The 26,770-nt window shown below is 35.1% G+C and carries 25 protein-coding genes and 3 tRNA genes; 8 read left to right on the top strand and 20 right to left on the bottom strand.

What is annotated here, in order from left to right:
* Positions 1 to 212 precede the first annotated feature (212 nt).
* Positions 213 to 1,223 (top strand): OmpA family protein, encoded by a 1,011-nt coding sequence (locus tag BZG02_RS11995; protein WP_101261683.1) that lies wholly within the window; start codon positions 213 to 215, stop codon positions 1,221 to 1,223.
* Positions 1,224 to 1,293: 70 nt separating this feature from the next.
* Complete coding sequence (locus BZG02_RS12000; RefSeq protein ID WP_101261684.1) at positions 1,294 to 2,085, top strand: BtpA/SgcQ family protein; 792 nt, start codon at positions 1,294 to 1,296, stop codon at positions 2,083 to 2,085.
* Positions 2,086 to 2,126: 41 nt separating this feature from the next.
* Here BZG02_RS12000 and frr read toward each other — a convergent pair whose 3' ends face one another.
* From frr to rplM, 6 genes are all read right to left on the bottom strand, one after another.
* Positions 2,127 to 2,690 carry a ribosome recycling factor gene (gene frr, locus BZG02_RS12005; protein ID WP_101261685.1) on the bottom strand — a complete coding sequence of 188 codons (564 nt, stop codon included), beginning with the start codon at positions 2,688 to 2,690 and terminating at the stop codon, positions 2,127 to 2,129.
* Between the two features lie 138 nt (positions 2,691 to 2,828).
* Positions 2,829 to 3,539 (bottom strand): UMP kinase, encoded by a 711-nt coding sequence (gene pyrH / locus BZG02_RS12010; RefSeq protein ID WP_101261686.1) that lies wholly within the window; start codon positions 3,537 to 3,539, stop codon positions 2,829 to 2,831.
* 99 nt (positions 3,540 to 3,638) lie between these two features.
* Positions 3,639 to 4,463 (bottom strand): translation elongation factor Ts, encoded by an 825-nt coding sequence (gene tsf / locus BZG02_RS12015; RefSeq protein ID WP_101261687.1) that lies wholly within the window; start codon positions 4,461 to 4,463, stop codon positions 3,639 to 3,641.
* Between the two features lie 26 nt (positions 4,464 to 4,489).
* The gene (rpsB, locus tag BZG02_RS12020) at positions 4,490 to 5,341 is read right to left on the bottom strand and encodes a 30S ribosomal protein S2 (protein ID WP_101261688.1); all 852 of its coding nucleotides are present in this window, start codon (positions 5,339 to 5,341) and stop codon (positions 4,490 to 4,492) included.
* Between the two features lie 101 nt (positions 5,342 to 5,442).
* Complete coding sequence (gene rpsI / locus BZG02_RS12025) at positions 5,443 to 5,829, bottom strand: 30S ribosomal protein S9 (RefSeq protein ID WP_101261689.1); 387 nt, start codon at positions 5,827 to 5,829, stop codon at positions 5,443 to 5,445.
* Positions 5,830 to 5,835: 6 nt separating this feature from the next.
* Entirely contained in the window at positions 5,836 to 6,291 is a 456-nt protein-coding gene (rplM, locus tag BZG02_RS12030; RefSeq protein ID WP_101261690.1) for a 50S ribosomal protein L13, read from the bottom strand.
* Positions 6,292 to 6,647: 356 nt separating this feature from the next.
* Here rplM and BZG02_RS20830 point away from each other — a divergent pair, with 356 nt between their 5' ends.
* On the top strand, positions 6,648 to 6,815 hold the full coding sequence (locus tag BZG02_RS20830) for a hypothetical protein (RefSeq protein ID WP_180335708.1): 168 nt from the start codon (positions 6,648 to 6,650) through the stop codon (positions 6,813 to 6,815).
* Positions 6,816 to 6,924: 109 nt separating this feature from the next.
* Here BZG02_RS20830 and BZG02_RS12040 read toward each other — a convergent pair whose 3' ends face one another.
* The 6 genes from BZG02_RS12040 to BZG02_RS12065 form a co-directional block, all read right to left on the bottom strand.
* Positions 6,925 to 8,067, bottom strand: coding sequence for a hypothetical protein (locus tag BZG02_RS12040; protein WP_101261692.1), 1,143 nt, complete (start codon positions 8,065 to 8,067; stop codon positions 6,925 to 6,927).
* Positions 8,068 to 8,355: 288 nt separating this feature from the next.
* Positions 8,356 to 8,553 (bottom strand): PspC domain-containing protein, encoded by a 198-nt coding sequence (locus BZG02_RS12045; protein ID WP_101261693.1) that lies wholly within the window; start codon positions 8,551 to 8,553, stop codon positions 8,356 to 8,358.
* A gap of 292 nt (positions 8,554 to 8,845) precedes the next feature.
* Positions 8,846 to 9,352, bottom strand: a complete 507-nt coding sequence (locus tag BZG02_RS12050; protein ID WP_101261694.1) for a DUF4252 domain-containing protein — start codon at positions 9,350 to 9,352, stop codon at positions 8,846 to 8,848.
* Between the two features lie 87 nt (positions 9,353 to 9,439).
* Complete coding sequence (locus BZG02_RS12055; RefSeq protein ID WP_101261695.1) at positions 9,440 to 11,023, bottom strand: PspC domain-containing protein; 1,584 nt, start codon at positions 11,021 to 11,023, stop codon at positions 9,440 to 9,442.
* 19 nt (positions 11,024 to 11,042) lie between these two features.
* Positions 11,043 to 11,366 (bottom strand): PadR family transcriptional regulator, encoded by a 324-nt coding sequence (locus BZG02_RS12060; RefSeq protein ID WP_101261696.1) that lies wholly within the window; start codon positions 11,364 to 11,366, stop codon positions 11,043 to 11,045.
* Positions 11,367 to 11,378: 12 nt separating this feature from the next.
* A complete protein-coding gene (locus BZG02_RS12065; RefSeq protein ID WP_101261697.1) occupies positions 11,379 to 11,816 on the bottom strand; it encodes a hypothetical protein in 438 nt (145 codons plus the stop codon).
* Between the two features lie 219 nt (positions 11,817 to 12,035).
* Here BZG02_RS12065 and BZG02_RS12070 point away from each other — a divergent pair, with 219 nt between their 5' ends.
* Positions 12,036 to 12,263: a ferredoxin gene (locus BZG02_RS12070; RefSeq protein ID WP_101261698.1), complete on the top strand. Its 228-nt coding sequence runs from the start codon at positions 12,036 to 12,038 to the stop codon at positions 12,261 to 12,263.
* 103 nt (positions 12,264 to 12,366) lie between these two features.
* Here the strand turns inward: BZG02_RS12070 and typA are convergent, their stop codons facing one another.
* Positions 12,367 to 14,163 (bottom strand): translational GTPase TypA, encoded by a 1,797-nt coding sequence (gene typA, locus BZG02_RS12075; RefSeq protein ID WP_101261699.1) that lies wholly within the window; start codon positions 14,161 to 14,163, stop codon positions 12,367 to 12,369.
* Positions 14,164 to 14,916: 753 nt separating this feature from the next.
* Here typA and BZG02_RS12080 point away from each other — a divergent pair.
* Together BZG02_RS12080 and BZG02_RS12085 are read left to right on the top strand one after the other, a co-directional pair.
* Positions 14,917 to 17,496 (top strand): TonB-dependent receptor, encoded by a 2,580-nt coding sequence (locus BZG02_RS12080; RefSeq protein ID WP_101261700.1) that lies wholly within the window; start codon positions 14,917 to 14,919, stop codon positions 17,494 to 17,496.
* Positions 17,497 to 17,530: 34 nt separating this feature from the next.
* Positions 17,531 to 18,844 carry a hypothetical protein gene (locus BZG02_RS12085; protein ID WP_101261701.1) on the top strand — a complete coding sequence of 438 codons (1,314 nt, stop codon included), beginning with the start codon at positions 17,531 to 17,533 and terminating at the stop codon, positions 18,842 to 18,844.
* Positions 18,845 to 19,199: 355 nt separating this feature from the next.
* Here the strand turns inward: BZG02_RS12085 and BZG02_RS12090 are convergent, their stop codons facing one another.
* The 6 genes from BZG02_RS12090 to BZG02_RS12115 all read right to left on the bottom strand — a co-directional run bounded on the left by BZG02_RS12090 (position 19,200) and on the right by BZG02_RS12115 (position 23,817).
* Positions 19,200 to 20,945, bottom strand: a complete 1,746-nt coding sequence (locus BZG02_RS12090) for an endonuclease (RefSeq protein WP_101261702.1) — start codon at positions 20,943 to 20,945, stop codon at positions 19,200 to 19,202.
* A 245-nt stretch (positions 20,946 to 21,190) separates the two neighbouring features.
* A complete protein-coding gene (locus tag BZG02_RS12095; protein WP_101261703.1) occupies positions 21,191 to 22,630 on the bottom strand; it encodes an MFS transporter in 1,440 nt (479 codons plus the stop codon).
* Positions 22,631 to 22,667: 37 nt separating this feature from the next.
* Positions 22,668 to 23,411, bottom strand: coding sequence for a phosphatase PAP2 family protein (locus BZG02_RS12100; RefSeq protein WP_143470464.1), 744 nt, complete (start codon positions 23,409 to 23,411; stop codon positions 22,668 to 22,670).
* Between the two features lie 94 nt (positions 23,412 to 23,505).
* Positions 23,506 to 23,579, bottom strand: a tRNA-Asn gene (locus BZG02_RS12105).
* A 44-nt stretch (positions 23,580 to 23,623) separates the two neighbouring features.
* Positions 23,624 to 23,697 (bottom strand) — tRNA-Asn (locus BZG02_RS12110).
* Positions 23,698 to 23,743: 46 nt separating this feature from the next.
* Positions 23,744 to 23,817, bottom strand: a tRNA-Asn gene (locus BZG02_RS12115).
* A gap of 372 nt (positions 23,818 to 24,189) precedes the next feature.
* Here BZG02_RS12115 and kbl point away from each other — a divergent pair.
* Together kbl and BZG02_RS12125 are read left to right on the top strand one after the other, a co-directional pair.
* Positions 24,190 to 25,380 (top strand): glycine C-acetyltransferase, encoded by a 1,191-nt coding sequence (gene kbl, locus BZG02_RS12120; RefSeq protein WP_101261705.1) that lies wholly within the window; start codon positions 24,190 to 24,192, stop codon positions 25,378 to 25,380.
* A gap of 87 nt (positions 25,381 to 25,467) precedes the next feature.
* A complete protein-coding gene (locus BZG02_RS12125; RefSeq protein WP_101261706.1) occupies positions 25,468 to 26,127 on the top strand; it encodes an outer membrane beta-barrel protein in 660 nt (219 codons plus the stop codon).
* On the opposite strand, the gene BZG02_RS12130 is transcribed toward BZG02_RS12125, so the two are convergent.
* Entirely contained in the window at positions 26,124 to 26,738 is a 615-nt protein-coding gene (locus tag BZG02_RS12130) for a deoxynucleoside kinase (RefSeq protein ID WP_101261707.1), read from the bottom strand. The two genes, BZG02_RS12125 and BZG02_RS12130, sit on opposite strands and share 4 nt — an antisense overlap.
* Positions 26,739 to 26,770 lie beyond the last annotated feature (32 nt).

A 26,770-nucleotide genomic window follows, 5' to 3' on the forward strand; every position in this document is an offset into this window, starting at 1 on the left:
TATTTGTTCATATTTCTTTTCTCAAAAACAAATTTAATACCTAGCTAATGTTCTGTTTTGTAGATTTTTTTAAAGAAACTATCGGGGAAGAAATATAGAGCGTAAATTGCTTTCAAAAATTATAATTTTGAATACTTTATAATAAGATTAGATAATAAGAATGATTCATAAGTGATATTTAATTTGCATTAACGAAATAAATTATAATAAACATGTTCAGAAAAACGAGCCCACTGGTATTTATTTTAGCATCTATTTTCCTATGCTTTTCTTGTGTTCCAACAAGACAATTTCAAGAACTTCAATCCAAGCAGCAAAACTGTCAGGATGAACTGGAGATGGAAAAAGAAAAAAACCTGAAACTTAGTGAATCAAACAATGAATTGAGTGGCAAGCTTGATGTATTAAATGAGAAGTATCAAAATATGCTTGCTGATACTGTACAACTTTCCCGAAGACTGCAAAGTGCAAGGGAACGATTAAGCCGAATGGAAAAGAGCAATCAGGATTTGCTAAATCAATTGGCAGGAGTACAAGCTGGTAACGAGAAAGAAACCAAAGCCTTATTGAGTCAGATAAAAAAAGCTCAGAATGAATTGCGGTTGCGTGAAGATGAGGTGCTTTCTTTGGAAAAAGAAATGGACACTCGTAAAAGAGCTTTGGATACTTTGCAAGCCGAGTTGAATCAAAGAGACCAACGTTTACAGGAATTAGAGTCGGCTTTAAGCAGAAAAGATGAGGCAGTTCGAGCTCTAAAACAAAAAGTAATGAGTGCGCTTACCGGATTTGATGGAAATGGTTTGTCGATTACTACTAAAAATGGAAAGGTATATGTTTCCATGGATGAAAAACTTCTTTTTAAATCGGGAAGCTATCAGGTAGATCAACGTGGAGTGGAGGCATTGGGAAATTTGGCAGGTGTTTTGGCGCAAAACAAAGATATTAATGTAATGATCGAAGGTCATACCGATAATGTTCCTTATAACGGAACAGGAGAGTTAAAAGACAATTGGGATTTGAGTGTGAAAAGAGCAACCTCTATTGTTCGCATATTAGTTTTGAATACTGGAATAGATGCCGAAAGATTAACTGTTGCTGGTCGTAGTAAATACGTGCCGATTGGAACGAATGCGAGTCCCGAAGGTCGTAGTAGAAACCGTAGAACCGAAATTATTTTAACTCCTAAATTGGATGAGTTGTTTAAGATTTTGGAGAGTAACTAAAATAGTAATGTTTTAACGATCTCCTATCTCAATTCTCATATCTCAATTCTGATATCTCAAATCTATAAAAATGAACTTAAACAAATCAATAATCGGTATGGTACATGTGCAGGCATTACCAGGAACCCCGAACAGTAAGTTTTCTATAGAGGAAATTTGTGAAATTGCAGTAAAGGAAGCCAGGCAGTATGAAGTTGCTGGTTTGGATGCCATTATTATGGAGAACATGCACGATGTTCCTTACTTAAAAGGAAGCGTTGGACCAGAAATAGTTGCAGCAATGACTGTTGTTGCCAAAGCAGTTCGCGACGCGGTAAGCTTACCTTTGGGAATACAAATCCTTGCAGGAGCCAATAAAGAAGCTCTGGCAGTTGCTAAAGCTGCAAATTTGCAATTTATTCGCGCCGAAGGTTTTGTGTTCGGACATGTTGCCGACGAAGGATATATGGATGCTTGTGCCGGAGAATTATTGCGGTATCGAAAAGCCATTGGAGCAGAAGCTATTCTCGTTTTCACGGATATTAAAAAGAAACATAGTTCGCATGCCATTACTGGCGATGTGGATATTGATGAAACAGCGAAAGCAGCCGAATTCTTTTTAAGCGATGGCGTTATTGTAACAGGAACATCAACTGGGAAAGCGGTTTATTTACACGAATTAAAAAGCTTGAAAGATAAAGTTCATATTCCTGTATTAATTGGTTCAGGAGTAACGGCTGAGAATGTTCATGAATATTGGCCGTATGCATCGGCTTTCATTGTTGGTTCGTACTTTAAGGATAATGGGTATTGGAAGAATAAGATCTCGGAGGAGAGTTTAAAGACATTTATGCAAACCGTGTCTCAATTCAGAAAAAAATAGTTTAAAAAAAAAAGCTGCCTATTGGCAGCTTTTTCGACTTATTATATGGTCATAATATCTTTCTCTTTATCAGCAAATAAGTCATCAACACTTTTGCTGTATTTGTCAGTAAGCTTTTGAACTGTAGCTTCTGCATCTTTTTCAACATCTTCCGACAGACCGTCTTTAATCAATTTTTTCAACTCCAAATTGGTATCTCTTCGGGCATTTCTGATGCTTACTTTTGCATGTTCGCATTCCGCTTTGGCTTGCTTTACCAAATCACCTCTTCGTTCTTCGGTCAATGGGGGAATATGAATACGGATTAATTCTCCATTGTTATCTGGGTTAAAACCCAAATTTGAATTCATAATCGCTTTTTCAATTTGTACAATCATTGGTTTTTCCCAAGGTTGAATAGCAATAGTTCTTGGGTCTGGCACACTTAGATTGGCAACCTGAGCCAGAGGAGTCATGTTGCCATAGTAGTCAACCATTACACCATTCAACATGCTTGGATTTGCTCTTCCAGCACGAATTTTCACTAATTCCTTTTCAAGATGGTCAACTGCAGCTTCCATCTTTTCCTGCGTATCATCCAGATACATTTGAACTTCTTCAGTCATCGGAGAAAGATTTTTATATGTTTTTTTTTTATTGATCAATGTATAGTGTTTACAAAAATAGCAAAAATCTATAATCAAATAAAGATAGTCCTTTTTTACTAAAACTAAAAAGTAGCAGTAGTAAAGAGGCTACGCTTGTTAATTGTGAACTAAGGTTCCAATATTTTCACCCTCAATTACTTGCTTTAAATTTCCTTTTGTATCCATATCAAAAACAATTATTGGTAAATTGTTTTCTTTACACATTGTTGTTGCAGTTAAATCCATAACTCTCAAGTCTTTGTGGTAAATTTCGTCGAATGTAATGGTCTCAAATTTAGTTGCAGTACTGTCTTTTTCAGGATCGGCAGTGTAGATGCCATCTACACGGGTTCCTTTCAACATTACATCAGCTTCTATTTCAATACCCCGAAGCGAAGAACCAGTATCTGTTGTAAAATATGGGTTTCCAGTTCCGGCAGAGAAGATCGTAACACAACCTTGTGAAAGGTAGTCTACAGCTTTTTGTTTTGAATAGAATTCACCAATTGGCTCCATTCGAATGGCTGTTAATACTCTCGATTTACATTGAATAGCCTCTAAAGCAGAGTTAAGTGCTAAACTATTAATTACAGTAGCAAGCATTCCCATTGAATCGCCTTTTACGCGGTCGAAACCTTTAGCGGCGCCACTAAGTCCGCGAAAAATATTACCCCCGCCAATTACGATTCCTACTTGAACCCCAAGATCAGCAATTTCTTTAATCTGTTCGGCATACTCACTTAATCGTTGGGAATCAATTCCGTATTGTTGATCGCCCATTAAAGATTCGCCGCTTAATTTTAGTAGTACGCGTTTGTATTTAACCATTCTTTCAGATTTTTATACCCAAAGTTGAGAAAATTCTACGATAAGATAAAAAAAAAGAGTTCCGGAAAGGAACTCTTTTTATATGTAATAATAATTGTATTAAGCATTTAATGTGAAACGCATCATTTTCGTCACAGTTAAATCTTTGTCAGCTTCAGCAAGATACTGCTTAACAGTTTGCTTGTTGTTCTTTACAAAGTCCTGATTCAATAATGTTGATTCCTTAAAGAATTTAACCAATCGGCCTTGCGCAATTTTGTCAAGCATAGCCTCAGGTTTTCCTTCAATACGAGCTTTTTCCTTAGCGATTTCAAGTTCTTTTGCAACTACATCAGCAGCAACATCATCCTTATCAATACCCATTGGAGCCATAGCTGCAGCTTGCATAGCTACGTCTCTAGCCATTTGGTCATCCATTGATTTGTTAAAACCAATCATGGTAGATAATTTGTTTCCTGCGTGAATATAGGCAACAGAATATTCTGCTTCCATGCTTCCATAGAAACTTAAATCGATTTTCTCACCGATAACACCGGTTTGCTCAGTAACGTGGTCTTCAATTTTTCTTCCTTCAAGCTCTAAAGCTTTCAAAGCTTCCAAATTAGCAGGCTTGTTAGCTAATGCTATATCAAGAATTTTTGTAGCGAATTCTACGAAACTATCATTCTTAGCAACGAAGTCAGTTTCACAGTTTAGAGTGATCATTACACCACTTTTTTTATCTTCAGAAACTTTTGCTAATACAACACCTTCAGTTGCTTCTCTGTCGGCACGTTTGTTAGCAATAGCCATTCCTTTTTTACGAATAATGCTTACTGCTGCGTCAAAATCCCCTTCAGCTTCAGTAAGAGCATTTTTACAATCCATCATTCCTGCGCCAGTTGCTTTACGCAATTTGGCTACGTCTGCTGCTTTAATAGACATGATATATCTAATTTTTTGTTAGTTAATTATTCCTTATCATTCTTTTCTTCTTCAGTAGCTGGAGCTTCTGGAGCTGCTTCTTTTACAGGAGCTTCTTTTGCAACTGGTGCTTCTTTTACAGGAGCATCAGCTTTTTTCGCTTTTTTAGGTTTAGAAGCTTTCTTTTCAGTTGATTCAGTATCTTTTTCTACTTTTCTTTCTGATAAACCTTCTTTGATAGAAGCAGTTACGATATCAAGAATAATAGAAACAGAGCTTGAAGCATCATCATTACAAGGAACAACAAAATCAATTCCATCAGGACTTGAGTTTGTATCCACCATTGCGAAAACTGGAATACCCAAACGGTTTGCTTCTTTAACAGCGATATATTCTTTCATTACATCAACTACAAATAGAGCTGCCGGTAATCTGGTCAGATCAGCAATACTACCTAAGTTTTTTTCCAACTTAGCTCTTTGACGAGATACTTGTAGTCTTTCTCTTTTAGATAAGTGATTAAGAGTTCCGTCACCTTCCATTTTATCAATGGTAGACATTTTCTTAACCGCTTTTCTGATAGTAGGGAAGTTAGTTAACATTCCACCTGGCCAACGCTCAGTTACATATGGCATGTTTACTGCTGCTACTTTTTCAGATACAATTGATTTTGCTTGCTTTTTAGTAGCAACAAAAAGAATTTTTCTTCCTGATTTAGCGATTTGTTTCAATGCTGCGGCAGCATCGTCAAGCTTTACAGCTGTTTTGTGCAAGTCTATAATGTGAATTCCATTACGCTCCATAAAAATATAAGGAGCCATTTTTGGATTCCATTTTCTAGTCAAGTGACCAAAGTGGCAACCTGCTTCTAATAATTCTTCAAATGTAGTATTTGACATTTTTGTTTTTTTTAATCGTTTACATTCGTTTTATGGCAATTGCTAAGTAGTTCGAAAATCGAAGTCTTACCAATTTAGATACTAAACCTGCCACAAAAATTTTAACGCTTGCTAAATTGAAATTTCTTACGTGCTTTAGGTTGACCTGGTTTTTTACGTTCAACCTCACGAGGATCGCGAGTCATGAAACCTGCAGTTCTTAGTGCTGATTTTGATTCTGCATCAATTTTAACAAGTGCTCTGGAGATCGCCAAACGAAGAGCTTCGGCTTGACCTGTTACTCCACCACCATCAAGATTTACTTTGATATCATATTTTTCAGCTACCTCTAAAAGGTTTAAAGGTTGCTTTACGATATACTGTAGAGTTCCGGTAGTAAAGTACTCTTTAAGCTCTTTTTTGTTGATGGTAATCTGACCCTTACCTTCGCTAACGTATACACGAGCAACAGCTGCTTTTCTACGTCCAATAGCATTAATCACTTCCATACCTACTTATTTAATTGTGTTTAAATCTAATTTCTTTGGCTGTTGAGCTTCGTGTTTGTGCTCAGTTCCTACATATACATGTAAGTTTGTATAAAGAGTTCTTCCTAAACGATTTTTTGGAAGCATACCTCTAACAGCGTGCTCAATTAATCTTTCTGGGTGTTTCGCCATAATATCAGCCGGAGTATGAATTCTTTGTCCACCAGGGTGTCCTGTGTAAGAAAAATACTTTCTGTCTGTCATTTTATTTCCAGTCATGCGTATTTTCTCAGCATTGATAATAATCACGTTGTCTCCACAATCAACATGAGGAGTGTAATTCGGCTTATATTTACCTCTAATTAGCATTGCTACTTTAGAGCTAAGTCTACCTAACACCTGATCTGCTGCATCAATAACAACCCACTCTTTAGTGGCAGTTGCTTTGTTTGCAGAAACTGTTTTGTAACTTAATGTATCCACGTTAAAAACTTTTAATAAATAATACTTCTAATACAATTATTCCAATTTGGCTTGCAAAAGTACAAGAATCCTATAAATACACCAATTTTTTTAACGTTTTATTGATGAAGAACTTAACCTGATGTGGATAATCGGGGTAAAGTGGAGTGATTAAGTCCGTCAATAAAACTAATTGATGTGTTTCCCAATCTTGAATCATTTACTTGCTAAGGGTAGTAGAATCAAGCTGTTGGGGTAGGGGGATCTTCCTTAATGAGCCCATCGTCACAATTTCTCTGCAAAAGTAGGAAATAAATTTATTTTTGAAGTCTCTTTTTAGGATTTTTTTGGAAAGTTCTGCAATTGGACGATTTGATATGCAGGAACTAAGGGGTTTTTATAATGGCGAAGTGAATTTTTGGGATCGAATATATGTTGGATTAAAAAAGGAATTTTTTAGTAAAAACATTGCTATTGTTCCCGCTTGGATGATAGGTGTTGTTATTTGGTTAATGCTTTTATTAACAGGTTTTGGAAAGTTTTAAAAGGAATTTAATTGGCTGATTTGGTTCATGAGATTACAAGGAATTTAAATGAAGAAGTGGATTGTAATGAATCAAGGATTGTACCTTACTAAAAGGAAAAAATTTTAGTTTAATTCCACTTAATTGTTTTCAGAAAGAAATCGCCATTAATTTTTAAGTAAATGGAGGTAGCAAAATTTTCTACCGAGTTTACTCGGTCATAATAGACGTCTAATTTACCTCCCAAGTAAATTCCTGTTGCAACTTTATGCTCGTAATAGTAGTTTAGAGTAATTAATTCTTTTCTTGTTTCGATGTAATTTTCGCTTGCTATTACTCTTGTTTTGAATAGCTCAGATCCTCTTGAGGACGCAAATTTATATGCATTCCAATACCCTAAGTTGAGCTTAGATTTTTTAGTGTTAATGGTAAATTGAGGATAGAAAGCACGTCCTTTATCATAGGTAAATTCTTTTGCGGATGAGTTATCGGAAAAATAGTAAGCAATGACTTTTAGTCTCCACGATTTTATTGCTGAGTTTTCAATTTCACGAACATACTCCAATCCTGAGGCGAAATTACCAATGGTTTGTACCGAACCAATAGAATTGTCAATCTCTCCACCTCGATGAGCAAACATGATTTCTACTGGAATTGCTAAAGTATTTTTAGTAGTAGTTGAATTTAGTTTCCAACGACCGGTTAGTCCAAAAGTGAATTTTTCTTGAAAAGGGTCGTTCTCAAGAATAAATTGTTCCCAGTTAATCCAAGTGTCGAATTCTAATTTGTTAGAATGATACTTCATTTGAAGGCCATTTTCTCCATTATCAGTAAAATAACGTTCTGGCTCAAACATTGGTTCTGATAAATTGTGATTATTGTCTTGGTTTAGGCTTCCAAGCATAAAGGAAATATTATTTGAAACCTTATATGTTGCTGAAAAAATAGGCTCTGAATCGGTGAAGTTTTCACGTCCAGAATATTTTTGTAGTCTAACTCCTGCTTCAATTCTAAATTTTTCACTTGGATAGTATACCAATTTTGGTGTAGCTATATATCCAATCCAAGTTGTTCCTTTTAAATAATCTCCGTTGTACTCGTTGTTTTTTACAAAATTTAAATTTTCAAAACGAAGAAATAGTTTACTGCTGTCGGCCTCCTGAAATTCTTTATAATGGAGGAATGGCGAGTGTACATCTTGAGCATGAATGGTATGCTTGCTATTTAATATTACAAATGATGTTACAAATAGGAGTGTTATTATTTTTTTCATGTCTTTTTTTTAAGGGCAAGCAATTTACAATTATATTAAGGAATATCTTTAATAAAAAAATGGGATTTTATTTTCGAAACTCATTTTGTTGTAAATGAATATTTTAATAAAATTCGACAGTTTTTTTTAATATTTAGATCAAAAAATGGGTTTTTCGTTTTACAGAAAAACCCTTAATTTATCCTAATGCTTTGCTGGTGTTAGACAGAAAAGATTAAAATCTTTTAGTATCAAATTTAGCATGAAAATTGCTTTCTAATAATCCTATAGTGTTTAATGGGGTGTAATTTATGCCGTTTTATAGCTTGAATCGGGTAATACCAATGCTAATATAAAATAAACAAGAAGCATTAATGGGTTAAATAAAGTGAGAATTAACCATGCAACTCGAATTATTATTGGATCGAGCTCAGGGTTTATATATTGTGAAATGCCTCCACAAACTCCGGCAATCTTTTTTTCCTTCGATCTTATTAAGCGTTTCATATGATTATTATTTGATTTTTAGTTGCCATATGGAACTTACCATGTTGGGATAATCATTTCCCTGTGTGTTAAAATTGCTTTGACATGGACGTTTCATATGATTATAATTTAAAGTTTTTGCCATATGGAACTTACCATATAATCATCTCCCTGTGTGTGGAAAGCTTTATGCATGGACGTTTCATATTCGTATTTTTTAGTTCTATTTTCCTTTGGGAACCTATCCTATCATCATCTTTCTGTGTACAGAAAACGTTAAATATGGTGGTTTGCTATTGCTAACTGATATAAATTAGTCTTCTTGTTCTTCGTCTTCATCGTCAAAAGTAAAGTGCGATAGGGTTTTTAATTCGTCAACATGAAAATCGCCAAAAAAGGAAACCAATGAGGTTCTGTTTTCATTATAATGAAGAACATGAAATTCGCTGATTTTTTTTCCGTTTCCTTTTGCGAAGAAATGAACATCTTCTGAGTTTTTATTCTTACTGTCGGTTAGTACTTCCTTGTAAGCTTCTCCTTTCGAAAGTTGTGAGGATACAAGTTTCTTGAATTTAGTTTCATCTCCGGTTACATGTTTAAAAGTCAGGAACTTAATATTCTTGCAGTCGCCGGTAATATTTTTCTCCAATTCGTCTTCATCAACATTAAAATCGAGGTTTTTTAGGAAACTACCTGCAAAACTAAAGCTGTTAAAGCCGTCGAGCTTAGAATATTTAGCATGTATTTTCTCGCCTTTTGTTTGTGCTTGCATCAGTATTGGAAATGCTATTGCGACTATTATAACTATTAATTTTTTCATGGTTTTTTATTTTTGGTTTGTCATGGTTTACACCGGTAAAGTGTGTATTGAAAAAGGAACCGGTGTAAATCATGAGCTTATTTGTTCTTATTTTTCTAATTGGCTTAATCCTTCTGTTTTCATGATCCACATTTTATCTAGCATATCATAGTCCCAGGTGTTGTCCACATTGTCGATGTCGTGAATAATTTTGCGCATGGATGGATCCAGATAAATAACTTTTCCTTCGGGCACTTTAACGGTGATGTGTAGTTTTTGATTTCTCCATTTTGTTGCTGTAGGAAGTGTGAAATATTGATTAAAACTAATTAGAGAGTCTGTTTGTATCCATTCGTATTCAATGCTTTCTGCATTTTCGCTAGCTTGTTCGTTCGATCTTCCACGAGATTTCTTTTTTAGTTTAATTTCAAACTTACCGCTGGTGCTTTTTTCAACATCGAGGGTGGGTTCTCCAATAATAATTTCCTTATCGTCTTTAACTATTATTTTAATATTGTCTAAGCCAATGTGTCCCTCGTGCCAGTCAAAATCTATATTGTCGTTTGTTTTTAAGTAAAGAGTATCTGTTGTTGTTTGTAGTGCTAAGTTTTCCGAATAACGAGTACTGCTTTGCATGTATCCTTTTATTTGTGACAAACTTAAGCTTACTAAGAGAATAATTCCTACGATCCAAAAGGCAAGAGCTGAAAATCCAATTATCTTATTGTTGGTTTTAAAATTGAAAAGGAGTTTTAATCCAGCAAAAATTAGAAGTAACAATGGAATTCCAATTACTACTAGAATGCCAATTGTAAATAAGGTGATACTGTTGCCGTCAAGAAACATGTGAGGAAATACTGTGCCAGGAAAATGGAAGTCGGAAAAGGGACCAAAAAAGCTATTTACAAAAACCATGGAGCCAATAAAGCTTATCAGTGTTACAAAGCCTGCAAATACGAAGCCAATACCAAGTAGTATGATTAAAATTTTAAGAACAAGACGAAGAGCAGTTCCGGCAAAATCGATTACTCGATCAAATCCATCACTTACTTGTGGTCCATTCTGGGCTCGCATTTTCTCAAAACTTTCTTTTACTTCTTTGTATTCGTCTTTAATTGTTTCCTCGATATTAGAAATATTTACTTTTTTGCCTTTCATTTCTAATTTTTGAGTGGTGGTAATTGCTTTAGGAACAGCAATCCACAAAATCACGTAAAGAAGAAATGGAAATCCATATCCTAAGAGGATAAATAGTGCAAAAAGGAGACGAATTACGACTACATCAATTCCAAAGTAAGCAGCTAAGCCACTAGATACACCACCCAATACTCTGTGATCGGGATCACGAAATAGTCTTCGCTTTCTTTTTTCGGAAGTGTTTTTTGTTTCAGTTTCCTGATTTGCTTCGTCATCAATATTGTCTTCGTCAGTAGCGAAAATCTCTTCTGGATTTCCCATTATCGAAATGGTTTCTTCGATCATTTCCACATTAACTACCTGATCTTTTGTGTTCAGTTTTTCGTGAAAAATTTCCGAAATTCGAGCTTCGATGTCTGCGATGATTTCGCGCCCCTCTTCACTCGATCCGTAGTGAGTGTTTATGGTGCGCAAATAAGCTTGTAGTTTTTCAAAAGCATCCTCGTCGATATGGAAAATACTCCCGCTTATATTAATTGTTAATGTCTTTTTCATTGGTATCGGTTTAGGGGTCCTACTTTTTTATTGTATTTACAGCTTCAACTAATTCTTGCCACGATTGATCTAATTCGTTTAGGAATTCGGTTCCAAGTGTAGCAATGGTATAATATTTTCTGGGTGGTCCCTGTGTCGACTCCTCCCATCGGTAGCTTAGCAAGCCTGCATTTTTTAATCGGGTAAGAAGTGGATATAAAGTTCCCTCTACAACAATCATTTTTGCCTCTTTTAGCTCCTTTATAATATCCGAAGCGTAAGCATCGTTTCTCGATAGAATGGATAGGATACAGTATTCCAGCACTCCTTTTCGCATTTGGGCTTTTGTATTTTCGATCTTCATGGTTGGAATATATTAAATTCTAGTATTTGTGTTTCCCGGATTGTTCCAGATGCTTTTGTGTTTTTTCTTCTCAACTATCTTGGTCTTCTTCAGAATGAGAACCGTATCTTTTTCGATATGAGTTTGTTCTTGCTGTTGCGATGATTGGTGGAGCGGAGCAACACTATCTTTAGTGTCATTTAAAATATCTTTACAGACTTGCATGTTCTCTTCAAAAAAGAAAAGCTTGGAATTAAAGTAGCTCTTTTCATTTTCTAAGTCTGTTTGTATAGTTGGTACTTTGGTGTTGCTTCCCCAAATAGTATTGCTTATAATTTTAACAATTGGAGATAGTACGCTATATTGTTTTGTTATTGTGGAAATATACTGAGCGTTGGATTCTGTCGTCCAGGAAAATAGAACAATCAATATTAGGGATAGTTTCCAGAGTGAATTGTTTCTTTTGTTCATGGTCTTTATATTTTAAAGCATATACTACTGTTATAAGCATGCAAGCTTGTTATGCAAATATACGTACAAAAAAAGGTAGTATGCAAAGCATAGTACTAAAATAAATTCACAAATGTATTTAACTAACTGTAAGTCAGAGAAAAAGAATTAATTAAAAAATGTGCTATATTTGAATTTTATTGAGAATTGGAGTGATAAAAGGAAAAATATGCTTTAAAAATGACAAAAATTAAACATTTCAGGGATAAGTGTATTGGTTGCGCTTATTGTGTTGAAATTGCTCCCGAATTTTGGAAGATGAATATGGAGGATGGCAGGTGTGATTTGGTTGGCTCTGCACGGAATAGAAGCTGGTTCGAGCTTGAAATTTTTCAGGATGAGGTAGAGAGAAATAGAAAGGTTGCAGCTATTTGTCCTGGTAAATGTATTCGAATAGAGACTAAATAGGGAATAACTAATACAAAATAGTAAAAACGTAAAAGAGCGATTTCCAATTTTGGAAATCGCTCTTTTTGAAATGTATTTTTAAATTTCGATTGAAATTTAAAGTTTATTTTCCTGATCTTTTACGATCGGTTTCTTTAAGAAGTATTTTTCTTAAACGGATCGAATTAGGAGTTACCTCTACATATTCGTCACCTTGTATGTATTCTAAAGCTTCTTCAAGAGAGTGAGTGATTGGAGGTGATAATCTCACCTTATCATCAGTTCCAGAAGTACGCATATTGGTTAATTTTTTGGTTTTAGTAACATTAATTACCAAATCGCCTGCGCGGTTATTTTCTCCAATTACCTGACCTTCGTAAATTTCAACGGTTGGAGCAACGAAAAAGGTACCGCGATCTTGTAATTTATTTAACGCATAAGCAAAAGTTAGTCCAGTTTCCATAGCAATTAACGATCCGTTAATACGACCAGGAATTGGGCCTTTGTGTGCTTGGTATTCTAAGAAACGATGAGAAATTACAGCTTCTCCGGCAGTTGCGGTTAGCATCTGATTTCTTAAACCAATAATACCTCTTGATGGAATGTGGAATTCAAGGTGAATACGATCAGCTTTACGTTCCATAGTCAACATTTCGCCTTTACGTTGAGTGACAATCTCAATTGCTTTTCCCGAAACATCTTCTGGAAGATCGATAAATAAGAACTCGATTGGCTCACATTTTTCTCCTGCAATTTCTTTGATGATAACTTGTGGCTGACCAACTTGAATTTCATATCCTTCACGACGCATTGTTTCGATCAAAACTGACAAGTGAAGAACACCACGACCATATACTATATATGAATCTGCAGAATCGGTTTTTTCAACTCGAAGCGCTAGATTTTTTTCCAATTCCTTATTTAGTCGGTCAATTAAGTGACGAGAAGTAACGAATTTACCATCTTTTCCATAAAAAGGAGAGTTGTTGATCGTAAATAGCATACTCATTGTTGGCTCATCAATTGCAATAGGATCTAATGGCTCTGGGTTTTCAACGCTACAGATAGAATCCCCAATATCAAAACCATCAATACCTACTAAAGCACAAATTTCTCCTGAGGCAACAGATTGAACTCTTTCTTTTCCTAATCCTGTGAAAACATGTAGTTCTTTAATACGTTGTTTTTTGATGCTGCCATCTGGTTTAACCAAACTAACATCCATTCCTTCGCGAATTTCTCCTCGGTGAACCCGCCCTACGGCGATACGTCCAACATAAGCAGAGTAATCAAGCGAAGTAATTAACATCTGTGGTGTTCCATCAATGGTTTTAGGCTCAGGGATAAATTCGAGCACCGCATCCAAAATTGCGGTAATATCGGTGGTTGGTTTTTGCCAATCTTTCGACATCCATCCTTGTTTGGCCGAACCATAAATGGTTGGAAAATCTAATTGATCTTCAGTAGCTTCCAAATTAAACATCAATTCGAAAACTTGTTCCTGAACTTCTTCCGGTCTGCAGTTTGGTTTATCAACTTTGTTTACAACCACAACAGGCTTAAGGCCTAGAGCTAAAGCTTTCTGCAATACAAAACGAGTCTGAGGCATGGTTCCTTCAAAAGCATCTACAAGTAGTAGTACTCCATCAGCCATATTCAAAACACGCTCCACTTCTCCACCAAAATCCGAGTGACCAGGAGTATCAATAATATTAATTTTAACCCCATTGTACTCAAGAGAAACGTTCTTCGACAAGATGGTGATTCCTCTCTCTCTTTCCAGGTCATTGTTATCAAGGATTAAATCACCTGGGTTCTCATTTTTTCTAAAAATGTTGCTATGCATTATCATTTTATCAACCAAAGTGGTTTTACCGTGGTCAACGTGGGCGATAATCGCAATGTTTCTCAATTTCCTCATCTTGTATTTTATTAATTTGAGAAAAAATATCCCTGAAAGCTAATGAAATAGGATATTGTGTTCTCTTTCTTTTTATTCTATTCGTTGAATTGAACAATCATTTAATCATCACCTTTGTTGAAATTGTTGTAAGTGAATTGATTGCGCTGTTCAAAATGCGGCTGCAAAAGTACGCTTTATTTTTGGTAAATATTCTTTTCGAACAGATAAAATTTACTTTCACCGGTAGTTTTATTCTTTTCCTTAATTTAATGTTAAATTAACAATGACTTGCAGAAGAAATAGTTTCTTTGTGTTGTTGCAGATATATAGGGATTACCTAATTTAGAATGAAAATAAGTAGTGTATATTGTTGGAAGTTGGAAACATTGCAATGCTAGTATCTACTATTGGTTCAGTAATCACGTTTTTATCAGTATGTTAACATCAGGAATGAACTATGTTTTTGGGGGACTTTTGAATTATGGATTTTGAAAGAAAAATATTACCTTCCGTATCCATATTTTAACAGTTGAGTTTATTTGAAAAATATGTTCTTTTTGTCCGTAAAAATGAAAAACTGTCCCAATTTCAGCTTTGAATTTTATTTTTTCGATGAAACGTTCATAAAAGAAGATGAAGCTTGAAAATTAGTTCGCTAATTTTTTGTTAAAAAGTTAAAAAGCAACCATTTTTGTGATCCTTTTCTTTTTGAAAAGTAAGATGATTTTGTGGTGACATTGCCACACAATTACTAACCTAACAATTTGTTTTATGAAAAATGCTATGAGAGGTATTTTGACAATGGCGACAATAATGATGTTGTCCATTGCAGCTATTGCTCAAACCACCGTAAAGGGTGTAGTCGTAGATGGTAGTACCAACGAAAGTTTACCAGGTGCTTCTATTGTTGTTGCCGGAACAGCTTCCGGTACTGTTTCAGGTTTTGATGGCTCGTTTACTTTTGAATTACCAAGTGGAGCTACAAAGGTTGTTATTAGTTTTGTTGGTTTCTTAAGTAAAGAAATTGCATTGAAAGGTGCGCAAGATTTAGGAACTATTAAACTTGAGTCTGATGCTGTAGGTTTAAAGGAAGTTAGTGTTATGGCTTCGGTTGCTATTAATCGTCAAACTCCGGTTGCGGTTTCAACTATTTCTCAAACTTTGATAGCTGAGAAATTGGGAACTCAGGAATTTCCTGAAATGTTGAAATCAACCCCTGGTGTTTATGCAACAAAAGCAGGTGGTGGATATGGAGATTCACGTATCAACTTACGTGGATTTGAGTCTGAGAATATTGGTGTGATGATTAACGGGGTTCCTATTAATGGAATGGAGAATGGAAAAGTTTATTGGTCTAACTGGGCTGGTCTTTCAGATGTTACCCGTAGTCAGCAAGTACAACGTGGTTTAGGAGCATCTAAAGTTGCAACTCCTGCTGTTGGAGGAACAATTAACATCCTAACTAATTCGACCGATGCAAAAAAAGGCGGTTCTTTTGCTTATGGTATCGGTAATAATGGAATGGAAAAGCAAATGCTGACTTTATCTACAGGATTAATGGATAATGGTTGGGCTGTTACTTTTTCTGGATCTCGTACAAAAGGAGACGGATGGGTTAAAAGTACTGATTTCGAAGGTTGGTCTTATTTTCTTTCTGTAGGAAAGCAAATTAATGAAGATCATCGTTTAACTTTTACTGTATTTGGTGCGCCACAATGGCACAATCAAAGATATACTAGAGGAACTATTGAGGATTATGAGAATCATCAAGATGGTGCTAGACGTAATTTGGATTACGGTTTTAAAAATGGAGAGCGTTTTAATACTGCTTATAATTTCTACCATAAGCCTCAAGCATCTCTTAATCATTACTGGCAAATTAACGAAAAAACAAATTTATCAACTTCTGTTTATGCGTCTATCTCCGAAGGAGGAGGTCGTGGTACTGATGGAGCAGATAAATATTGGTTACGTTACGATAAAGATGGAAAAGTAGGTTCAAGTACTCGTGTAACAGCTGATGGTTATATTGATTATGATAGTGTTATTGCTGACAATGCGGCTTCTTTATCTGGATCAAGAGCAGTAATTACAAATTCTGTTAATTCACACAAATGGTATGGATTATTATCTAATTTATCTACAGATTTAAATGAAAATTTAAAATTGTCTGGTGGTATTGATGTTAGGTATTATAAGGGAGAACATAGTTCTAAAATTGATGATTTATTAGGTGGTGATTATTTTGTTGATGTTGATAATAATGGAAAAAGTAAAAATATCAATAGAGCAGCTAATACAAAATTAAAAAAAGGAGATAAAATTTACTACGATAATCCAGGGGAGATTATGTGGGGAGGACTATTTTCTCAGTTAGAATATCAAAAAGATGCTTTAAGTGCATTTGTATCCGCATCTGTAACTGAAAGTCAGTATCGTCGTACCGATAAATTTCAATACCTACCTGGCAATCAAAAAACTGCTTGGCAAGATTTCTTAGGATACAGTGCTAAAGCTGGTGCTAACTACAATTTAAACGAGCAACACAATGTTTTTGTGAATGTTGGTTATTTCGAGAAAGCACCATTCTTTAATAGTGTATTTTTGAATTACGCTAATGATATTAATCCTGATGCTGAAAACGAAAAAGTATATTCTGCAGAGGTTGGATATGGATTTCGTTCTAATAAATTATCTGTAAATGTGAATGGATACTATACCAAATGGATGGATAAATCTATAGCTACAACTACTACAATTCGTAATGAGGATTGGCGTTTTAATGTACTTGGTTTAGATGCTCTTCATATGGGAGTTGAAATGGATATGAGATATCAAATTACTGATGCTCTTAGCTTAACAGGTATGGCCTCTATTGGTAACTGGGAATGGGTTAGTAATGGTACTGCAAATGGTGTTAACATGGATAATAAAGAGGATAAAACTCTAGAAACCATGACCATTTATAGTGATGGATTAAAAGTTGGTGATGCTGCTCAAACTACAGCGGCCTTAGGGCTTGATTATCAAGTATTCAAAAATTTAAAAGTAGGTATGGATTACAATTACTATGGTGATTTATATGCTTATTTTAATGTTTCAGATCGTGATAATGCAAATGATTTATCTCAAGCATGGAAGATGCCTGATTATGGTTTGTTTGATATGAACGTGAAATACAATTTCATGATTGGTGGATTGAATGCTACATTGTATGGAAATGTACAGAATGTGTTTGATACTGAATATTTTTCTGACGCAACAGATGGTAGTGCTCATGACTGGAAAACATCATATGGTTTCTATGGTTTTGGCCGTACAGCTTCTATGCGTTTAAAAATTAATTTTTAATCAATAGTCTTTACAAACCATTAAATTAATTAAAATGAAAAAAATATTATATATAGTATCACTATTTGCGTTGGTATTTGCAGGTTGTGATCCAATGGAAGATATTTACAAGGACGTTGATAAACTTAGTAATGATAATAACGTTCATAGCTTGGAATATACTCTAACTGCCGATGATTATAGTGACATTGGAGGCGATCCTAAAAAATACGAAAGTTTTAGCGCATATGCTCCAGCAACGGATTATTTGCCTGAATTTCTTGATGGTAAATATCCCACCTTGGATGTAAGTTCATCAGTTAAAGTAACTTACGATTTTTATCGTGGTAGCCTTAATTATTTAGGTGATTATCTTGATTATCTAGAAGTTTTGGCGGCGATTGACTCTTATACTCTGACAACTGCAGATTATGACAGTATGGGTACTGATCAAGGACAGCCTGGTAAATACAATAATTTTGATTCAGGGATTAAAGCATCTGATTATTTACCAAATTTTTTATTGGCTAAATATCCTAATGCTATAGAGAATGATGAGTTAGCGGTAACCTATAAGTTTTATAATGGTTCTGCTAATGTGGATATTACTGAATTTTGGGTATTTGATGGTTCTGTTTGGACCAAATCTGATAAAGTAGCACCGGAATTAGCAGAAGGTGTTACTCTATATGAATTAGTTGCCGATGATTATGATTCGATGGGTACTCCTGGTAAATATAATAATTTTTCAAGCTCTGATGCTCCGGAAAATTACTTATCTACGTTTTTAGGTGTTAAGTTTCCATATGCTTCTGAAGGAGATAAGTTTTTGGTTTTATATAAGTATTACGCCGGAGGTGGTGTTACTGAAACTCGAGCTAAAGAATATACATTAACAGATGGTACTTGGATGGAGTACACTTCAACAGTTGCTAAAACTGATCAATATTTGAAAACTGCTAATGGTTGGTTGTTCGATCCTACAGTATTATATACTATGGGAGCTGATGATTATTTAATGATTGTTAACTATGTGAAAGATAATGTAGGAGCAGAATACTTAGATAGTTATGGTACAGCCGAAGCTTATTACGGTTCTAATTCCTACTACGTAGAGTTTAATATTGGTTCTGGTAATTACGATGCAAGTTTTGCTACATGGCAAGATGCGGTTACAGCTGGTGTTAAGGCCTACCTACCTTTAAAATTTCCTGAAGCTGTTGCTCAGGTTGATGGAGTGGATGTGAACTATGTAATTACTTTTGCTGGGTATGAAAGTTCTATGGTTGACTACACAATCACCTTTAAATGTACCAAGTCAGGTCCAAATCCTGAATTTGAATATGTTGAAGGACCAACTGTAAAGTAAAAAGAAAATTAGTATAATTATAAGCCCGAATCCATTGGATTCGGGCTTTTTTGCTTCAAAGAGGCTGGCTTTATTGTAACATTCAAAGATTACATGTGGAATTTATATTATTTATGGTCAAGCTAATCGTTTTAGCCTTACTAAGATGCTTAGGGATAAGAAATGGTTTAGGTATAGTTTAGTTGGAGAAGTTGGGAAAGGCTTTCTAAACAATGAATTTGTTATCCTTTTTATTTTACGGTGAAGTAGTTTGTAAAGTATAGGTGGTGTATAAAGAAATTTTGTATCTGAAAATAAATAGAAATGGCTGTATCCAATAAGGAAACAGCCATTTTTTATAAGTTTACATGAAGTTTTAGCGCTTCATTAATTTCTTTGTCATACGACTTCCGTCTGTTGAAATAAAGGTCACAAAATACATCCCTTTAGGTAATTTGCTAATAGAGATTCTTGTGTCTGGTGATTTTATTTCCATGATATTTCGTCCCGTTAAGTTGGAGATATACATTGATTCCACCTTCTTCATATTTGTCAAGCGAATTTCATTAACCGCAGGATTAGGATAAAACGAAGGGGCTTCATCAGTAAGTAAATCATCAACTCCAGTTGGAATTTCAGTAGTGAAAGACCATTTTGTATCTGAGCTAATGCCTGCAAAAGCGATTCCTTTTGTGCTTAGGAATGCATTATTATCAATCCGAACGTAATATTCAGTACCAGTATCCAAATCGTTCTGCAAATCAACACTAATCTGCATGCCGTTATAGGTTATTCTAGCATCCGAAGCTGGTATTTCTTCCGTTGTTGAACCATTGGTTTTAACGTAAATTTTTCCATCTCCAGCTTGTACATCTTTATTAAATGTAATAGTTAGGTCTGTTTCTACAGGAATATTTTCACTATCATCTGCTGGTGTAAATGCTGTAATTGTTGGAGCTGTGTACGTTGCAGTAAAGTTCCAGATGGTTTTATCGGAAATTCCATCGAAAGAATTCGATGAGGCATCGGTGATTACTCCGTTATCAATAGTAATATAATATTTAACTCCTTCTTCAAGCTTAGCTTCTGGATTGACAAGGAGTTGGTTGCTTGAGAAAGCTAGTCTGGCACTTGGTATGGTATGTGTTTCGAAAGTGCTATCATCGTTATATCGTTTAATAACTACATTACCTGTTCCTTCTTTAACTTCTTCATTAAATTTGATAATCAGATTTGGGGTTAATGAAACTCCTGTAGCATTGTTGGCAGGAGATAGCTCTGTGATTGCAGGGCTCTGAGTATCCACTACTGTTGTCCAAATTTCGTCCGCCCATTCTGGATAATCAATAAAAGGATTTCTGTTGCCTTGAATTGTATATACTTTTTCGTTTCTTGCCTTTTCGGCATCGTCAACCGGATCTTGTTGATTCCAGACTAATAAGGTGGATAGTTTTCCAAAGTATGGAGCCGAATAGTTAACCATGCTATAATCCATATCATTGGTCATTTCTAAATCAGGATCCCCATTTTCATCTTCGTAACACACGGCCATGTATAATATCATTCGGGCAATATCCCCTTTTACAGCATCTCGCGGTTCCCAGGAGTCTGCGTCTGTAAAACATTCGGTAGCTTCGGAATGTGCAGTTCCTCCATCATCAAAAAATTTATTACTTCGGTCGGTATTTACACTTCTATCGCATGCTCTAAGGTGATGGATATCAGTTCCTGCGCCACGTTCCGTTCCAAAATCACCATGCGATTTAGCCCATATGTGTTCTCTGTTCCAGGAATCATCATCACCACTACCATCATCTTGATGTGTTTTAAGCTCACTTCTTCCAGTGTAAATTAGAAGTACGTTATTGGTATTGTTTGGATCTTCGTCGGTAATCTTAAGAGCTTCCCAAACATTATATTCGTCGCCGGCTTCCTTATTTGTGTAAGGTAGTTCTGTATGGTTTCGAATAATAGTGTGAAGAGCAGTTTTCAATTCACCTCCGGTTTTACCGGTAGCATTTTGGTAGTAATCCTCAATAGAAACTTGACCTGTTGCAGTAATTGCAAAGGCTACTAAAATTGTGAGGATAAATAGTAATTTTAAGTGTAGAGTTTTTATCATATAATATGCCTTAACATGTTATTTATTGGGTTGAGTAGCATAGTAATGGTTGAGTCGTTAATATAATACGAATAAATTGCTAAAAAGTGACCTTTTTGTTAATTTATTTTGCCCGAAATTATGAAATATAATGTAAAACACCTTATCATTTGATTTTATTTTGATAAAAAACAAAAAAAAATCTCACCGAAGTGAGATTTAATTTTTTTTAATCTTATTGAAATAGATATTTTATTTTGATTGAATTAAGCTCTTACTTTTTTGTTTAGTAAAAGTTTGTCATAAAAATAAAGTGCAACAACAGCAAACAGTCCAATAGCTAAAATTACATACCATATTTTCGATGGATTGTAGGAAGTCCAAAGATAGTTTGTTAATTCCATTGGATTCATATTCATAGCTTGTGCTGCTTGGTTAAAGTATTCGTTTTGGGATAGGTTCTCCGATATTTCGATTCCTCTTTTGGCTACTTCTTGTTTTACGAAAGTTGTCTTATCAGACATATCCTGATAAACGTTACCTGAAATGATTCCGGCAAAAATGTTTCCAAGAAATACAGGGATGAAGGAATATCCCATGTACAGTGCTTTTTTGTCGGCAGGAGCAATTCTTCCTATGTATTCAGTAATTTTTGGTGAGCCTGCCATTTCTCCAATTGCAAAAATGTAAATTGCTGCGAATGTAAAAAGTACATTTTGTGTAAAAAGAGTAAGCGACATTCCAATAGCACAAACCAAAAAACCTGTCATCATGGTTTTTAGTGGTTGCCATTTCATGACAATGGTTGAAACTATAATTTGGAAGATGATGATGAATAGGGCATCGAAATTGGTAATGAATTCTGCTTCCATTTGTCCATTATTCGTGCCGTAATTTTCACTAAAGAATGGAATTGTATTGTGAAAGAAATTAAAAACAACTGATGTATCGACCCATTGAGCAATAAAAACTGGAAGGGTGAAAAATAGTTGATTGTACATGGTCCAGAAACCGGCAATGATAAGTAAAAATAGCATAAACTTAAAGTCGACAATAACTAATGCGATATTTTTAAATACATTTTGAATCGAAGTGCGTAGTGTATCGTTATTTGGTTTTCTATCGGGTTCTTTGTAGAAAAGAAGTAGGATAAAATTAAGAGATACAATAGCTGCAGATATATAAAAAACTAAGTTGTAGGATGAATTTTTGAAGATTAGAGTTACCATAGGACCAAAGAATGCACCTATATTTACCATCATGTAAAAAATACCAAAACCGATCGATGCTGTTTCATCGGTTGTCGTTTTAGCAATAGTTGCTGATATAACTGGTTTAAAAAGAGCTGCTCCTAAGGCTAAATAAAGATACATGATAAACACCCCTGTGAATGTGTCGAATAGTGGTAGGAGTATAAATGCGGAGGCATAGATAATAAATGCAATAAAAAGTACTTTTTTGTATCCGTATTTATCAGCAATCGATCCGGTAATAACGGGCAGAAAATAAAGGATTCCTGTGCCAAATCCCATCAACATACCTTTTTGTGCTTGAGTAAATTCAAGACCGCCAACATCGGATGATCCGGTAAGATAGTTGGCAAATAGCATGAAAAAGCCATACCAAGCCCAACGTTCGAAAAGCTCTATAGTATTTGCTACCCAAAAGGTTTTTGGGAATTTTTTAAAGACACTTACAATGCTCATGTTTTATGGTTTTTGGTTGAATTATTTTGGTTAATCTTTAGAATTTTATTACGATGCCATTTCCATCAAATAGAACTTTTTGATTTTTTCTTTTGTGAAAATAAAGACCTGCAAAATAGCCAATTCCTGCTCCTAAAGCAACATCTGAAAACCAATGTCGGTTTCGGTACATGCGGGCAAAGCTTACCGATGCTGGAATAACATAGATCCATTTGCTGTATTCTTCGGCAAAAGGAGTGAATACTGCCCAAGATACAAAAGCATGGCCCGAAGGAAAAGATTTTGTTTCGTTATTTGTTCCTCCAAACGCATCAAAGTGCATGTTTCCTCGATTTAAGGATGGTCGGGACCTGCCAGCAACTATTTTAATTCCCTCGGTTAGGATTGCTGCACTTACAAGAGCTTTTCCCGAGTTAAGGGCAGTTGTTGATAGTCTTTCATCCTTAATTGCCGTGCCAATTAGCCAAGTTGCGATTGTAGCAGGTGCAATGTATTTTTTCTCTCCAAATTCATTAAAAATATTGGTATAGGAATCGAAAAAGGAATTTTGATTCGATTTTAATTGTCTGTTCGACCATTCGTCCAATAAAAAGGAGGTGCCTAATATGCCTCCAAATACCAATAGGTTTTCGGTATTAAAAACTTGTTTGCCCAATCCAGGATTTAATCGTGTTGGTTGGAATATGACTGTGGTGTCCATTTTAACTTGAGCATATCCACGAATGGGTACATTCATAAATAGAATCAAACAAAGAAATAATGGTAATGAGTAGTGTTTCAAGTTGTAGATTTTTTCGAATCTAACAAAAATAGAAGAAAATTTTGGATCGGTACACTTAAAAAAGAAAAAGCCACCCGTAATGGATGGCTTTTTGCTCCCTCTCTAGGACTTGAACCTAGGACCCTCTGATTAACAGTCAGATGCTCTAACCAACTGAGCTAAGAAGGAATACTCTGCTAAAATTGTTTTAAAAGCATTTAGCTTGCTTTTTGCTCCCTCTCTAGGACTTGAACCTAGGACCCTCTGATTAACAGTCAGATGCTCTAACCAACTGAGCTAAGAAGGAATATTCTGCTAAATTATTTTAAAAGCACTCAGCTTGCTTTTTTTTGCTCCCTCTCTAGGACTTGAACCTAGGACCCTCTGATTAACAGTCAGATGCTCTAACCAACTGAGCTAAGAAGGAGTATAACTCCGAAATTTTCTTCTGAGTTGTACGATTGACGTACATTCTAGAGGAAAATTGCGATGCAAAACTAATAGGATTTGTTCAATAATACAACATCTACAAGGATATTTTTTCAAAAAAATGTTTTTTTAAAGTTCTATTTGACTTCTAAATATCTGCCAGTAATGGCTATATGATTGTTTTTCAATGCATGAGTTTTATTGCATGAGTTGCTGGGAAAAGAAAATTTTTTGTTCTAAAATTTAATTTCATAGTCAGATGTGACAAAAAAACAGTTTTCGAAAAACACAGAAGCGAAATTTTATTGTAATTTTGGCTAGTATTTGTTCATAATCACAAACAACTAAAACATATAAACAACAAACACTCATGTACGGAAAATTCAAAGATTATTTGGCAGAGGAAATTCAAGCCATAAAAGACGCAGGCTTGTATAAAAACGAAAGAGTTATAACAACTCCTCAAGGTGCAGAAATAAAAGTTAATACTGGAAAAACAGTATTGAATTTTTGTGCGAATAACTATTTAGGTTTATCAGCCAATCCTCGGGTTATGGAGGGAGCTTCCAAAGCATTGAAGTCTCACGGATATGGAATGTCGTCTGTTCGTTTTATTTGCGGTACAACCGATATTCATAAAGAATTAGAAGAAAAGATTGCTACTTTCTTTGGAACCGAAGATACTATCTTGTACGCAGCAGCATTCGACGCCAATGGTGGTGTTTTCGAGCCTTTATTTGATAAGGATGATGCGATTATTTCGGATGAGTTGAATCATGCATCAATTATTGATGGTGTTCGCTTGTGTAAAGCGGCTAGATACCGTTATAAGCATGCTGATATGAACGATTTAGAGGCTCAGTTAAAAATTTCTCAAGCGCAACGCTTCCGTATCATTGTAACTGATGGTGTTTTTTCCATGGATGGTGATATTGCAAAATTGAACGAAATTTGCGATTTGGCAGATAAGTACAATGCGTTGGTGATGGTGGATGATAGTCACGCTTCCGGTTTTATTGGAGATACTGGTAGAGGAACTCATGAATACCATAACTGTATGGACCGTGTGGATATTATCACAAGTACATTAGGAAAAGCATTGGGAGGTGCTTTAGGTGGATTTACAACTGGTAAGGCGGAGGTAATAGAGATGTTACGTCAAAGATCTCGTCCTTATTTATTCTCGAACTCACTTTCTCCGGTAATTGTAGGTGCTTCTTTGGCAGTTTTCGAAATGTTAACCGAATCTACTGAACTACGCGATAAGGTAATTTCAAATTCAAAATATTTCAGAGAAAGATTATTGGCTGCAGGTTTTGATGTGAAACCTTCCGAGTCGGCAATTAATGCATTGATGTTGTACGATGCGGTATTATCACAACAATTCGCTGCTAAGTTGTTGGAAGAAGGTATTTATGTGATTGGATTTTATTATCCGGTTGTGGCCAAAGGACAAGCAAGAATAAGAATCCAACTATCTGCGGCTCATACAAAAGAGCATTTGGATAAGGCTTTGGCTGCTTTTATTAAAGTTGGAAAAGAATTAAAAGTAATTGAGTAAATTCTAGCTAAGATATAGGGAAGTGGGAATCAATTTGGTTCCCATTTTTTTGTATTTTAGTGGTTTGGAATATTAAACGTAGTATCGATGAGATTTAAATCTATTGTATTTTTTTTGTTGGCAAACTGTATTGTTTTTGTTGGGAAAGCTCAGTATTATAAGGATAAAGAAGTTTTAGCAGGTGCTTCAGTCGGATATCAGTATCCTATGGGTGATTTTGGAGATCAGGCTAAAGGAGGACCAGTTTTCAGATTAACAGGACAGATGATGCTGAATAAAAAATTAGGTGTGGGTGCTGAAATCGCCTATAGCTTATTAGGACAGAATGATTTTTGGAATGGTAGTCATTTGGGAAAATACGATGTAAACTACGATATTGCTTCGGTTCAAGTAAAAGGTTCTTACTACTTTGATAGTTGGGATCGTGAATTTCGGCCTTATGCTTCTTTAGCTTTTGGTTATTTTCATTACCAAAACAGCATTAAATTTATTTCAACCTCAGGGGGGAGCATCAATCAAAAACGAACTGTAAAGGAGAACAAAGTTGGATTGACTCCAATTGTTGGCTTTTTATATCATTTATCAAGTACTTGGAGTTTCGATATGAATTTGCGGTATACTTACATTCCCGATTTTCCCGAATCTGTTTCCGCTACGGATGAGTACGGAGAAACTTATCCGTATTATTTAGGATTTAAGAACATCACTCTTCCCGAATTGTCCATCGGATTATTTTATCGGTTTTAAAATAATCCGTGTATCTGAGCTTCCACCTTATCTACAATACTGTTTAAATCTTCCGGATTATCAAGAAAATCGATATTATCAGCATCTACAATAAGTAGTTTGCCACGATTGTAATTTTGAATCCAGTTTTCGTATCTGCTATTCAGGTTTTTTAAATAATCCAGACGAATAGTTTCTTCGTAATCGCGACCTCTTTTCTGAATCTGGTTCACCAAAGTTGGAACAGATGATCGTAAATAAATCAGTAAATCAGGAGCTTGAACCATTGATCCCATTAATTCGAAAAGGTTGTTGTAATTTTTAAAATCGCGTTGCGACATTAAACCCATATCAAATAAGTTGGGTGCAAAAATCATCGCATCTTCATAAATAGTACGATCCTGAACTACATTTTTTCCAGCTTTACGAATTTCCATAATTTGGTTGAATCTACTTTTTAAAAAATAGATTTGAAGATTAAACGACCATCGTTTCATATCTTCATAAAAATCATTTAAGTATGGATTTTCGTCAACATCTTCGTAATGAGCTTCCCAGCCATATTGTTTTGCAAGCAGTTCGGTAAGGGTGGTTTTACCAGAGCCAATGTTTCCAGCTATTGCGATATGCATAATTTGAAAGAATTATAAGTTTTGAATTATAA

The sequence above is a fragment of the Labilibaculum filiforme genome, assembly GCF_002843315.1.
Lineage (GTDB): Bacteria > Bacteroidota > Bacteroidia > Bacteroidales > Marinifilaceae > Labilibaculum > Labilibaculum filiforme.

What these genes read in the sequence shown, in the direction of transcription:
- rpsI (WP_101261689.1), bottom strand. Translation starts at nt 5,829, where the DNA reads ATGGAAGTGATTAATGCTATTGGACGTAGAAAAGCAGCTGTTGCTCGT.
- BZG02_RS12065 (WP_101261697.1), bottom strand. Translation starts at nt 11,816, where the DNA reads ATGAACAAAAGAAACAATTCACTCTGGAAACTATCCCTAATATTGATT.
- BZG02_RS12070 (WP_101261698.1), top strand. Translation starts at nt 12,036, where the DNA reads ATGACAAAAATTAAACATTTCAGGGATAAGTGTATTGGTTGCGCTTAT.
- BZG02_RS12055 (WP_101261695.1), bottom strand. Translation starts at nt 11,023, where the DNA reads ATGAAAAAGACATTAACAATTAATATAAGCGGGAGTATTTTCCATATC.
- BZG02_RS12080 (WP_101261700.1), top strand. Translation starts at nt 14,917, where the DNA reads ATGAAAAATGCTATGAGAGGTATTTTGACAATGGCGACAATAATGATG.
- typA (WP_101261699.1), bottom strand. Translation starts at nt 14,163, where the DNA reads ATGAGGAAATTGAGAAACATTGCGATTATCGCCCACGTTGACCACGGT.
- BZG02_RS12050 (WP_101261694.1), bottom strand. Translation starts at nt 9,352, where the DNA reads ATGAAAAAATTAATAGTTATAATAGTCGCAATAGCATTTCCAATACTG.
- BZG02_RS12045 (WP_101261693.1), bottom strand. Translation starts at nt 8,553, where the DNA reads ATGAAACGCTTAATAAGATCGAAGGAAAAAAAGATTGCCGGAGTTTGT.
- frr (WP_101261685.1), bottom strand. Translation starts at nt 2,690, where the DNA reads ATGACTGAAGAAGTTCAAATGTATCTGGATGATACGCAGGAAAAGATG.
- rpsB (WP_101261688.1), bottom strand. Translation starts at nt 5,341, where the DNA reads ATGTCAAATACTACATTTGAAGAATTATTAGAAGCAGGTTGCCACTTT.
- BZG02_RS12040 (WP_101261692.1), bottom strand. Translation starts at nt 8,067, where the DNA reads ATGAAAAAAATAATAACACTCCTATTTGTAACATCATTTGTAATATTA.
- kbl (WP_101261705.1), top strand. Translation starts at nt 24,190, where the DNA reads ATGTACGGAAAATTCAAAGATTATTTGGCAGAGGAAATTCAAGCCATA.
- BZG02_RS12125 (WP_101261706.1), top strand. Translation starts at nt 25,468, where the DNA reads ATGAGATTTAAATCTATTGTATTTTTTTTGTTGGCAAACTGTATTGTT.
- BZG02_RS12085 (WP_101261701.1), top strand. Translation starts at nt 17,531, where the DNA reads ATGAAAAAAATATTATATATAGTATCACTATTTGCGTTGGTATTTGCA.
- BZG02_RS11995 (WP_101261683.1), top strand. Translation starts at nt 213, where the DNA reads ATGTTCAGAAAAACGAGCCCACTGGTATTTATTTTAGCATCTATTTTC.
- BZG02_RS12090 (WP_101261702.1), bottom strand. Translation starts at nt 20,945, where the DNA reads ATGATAAAAACTCTACACTTAAAATTACTATTTATCCTCACAATTTTA.
- BZG02_RS12095 (WP_101261703.1), bottom strand. Translation starts at nt 22,630, where the DNA reads ATGAGCATTGTAAGTGTCTTTAAAAAATTCCCAAAAACCTTTTGGGTA.
- BZG02_RS20830 (WP_180335708.1), top strand. Translation starts at nt 6,648, where the DNA reads ATGCAGGAACTAAGGGGTTTTTATAATGGCGAAGTGAATTTTTGGGAT.
- tsf (WP_101261687.1), bottom strand. Translation starts at nt 4,463, where the DNA reads ATGTCTATTAAAGCAGCAGACGTAGCCAAATTGCGTAAAGCAACTGGC.
- BZG02_RS12130 (WP_101261707.1), bottom strand. Translation starts at nt 26,738, where the DNA reads ATGCATATCGCAATAGCTGGAAACATTGGCTCTGGTAAAACCACCCTT.
- BZG02_RS12000 (WP_101261684.1), top strand. Translation starts at nt 1,294, where the DNA reads ATGAACTTAAACAAATCAATAATCGGTATGGTACATGTGCAGGCATTA.
- BZG02_RS12060 (WP_101261696.1), bottom strand. Translation starts at nt 11,366, where the DNA reads ATGAAGATCGAAAATACAAAAGCCCAAATGCGAAAAGGAGTGCTGGAA.
- pyrH (WP_101261686.1), bottom strand. Translation starts at nt 3,539, where the DNA reads ATGGTTAAATACAAACGCGTACTACTAAAATTAAGCGGCGAATCTTTA.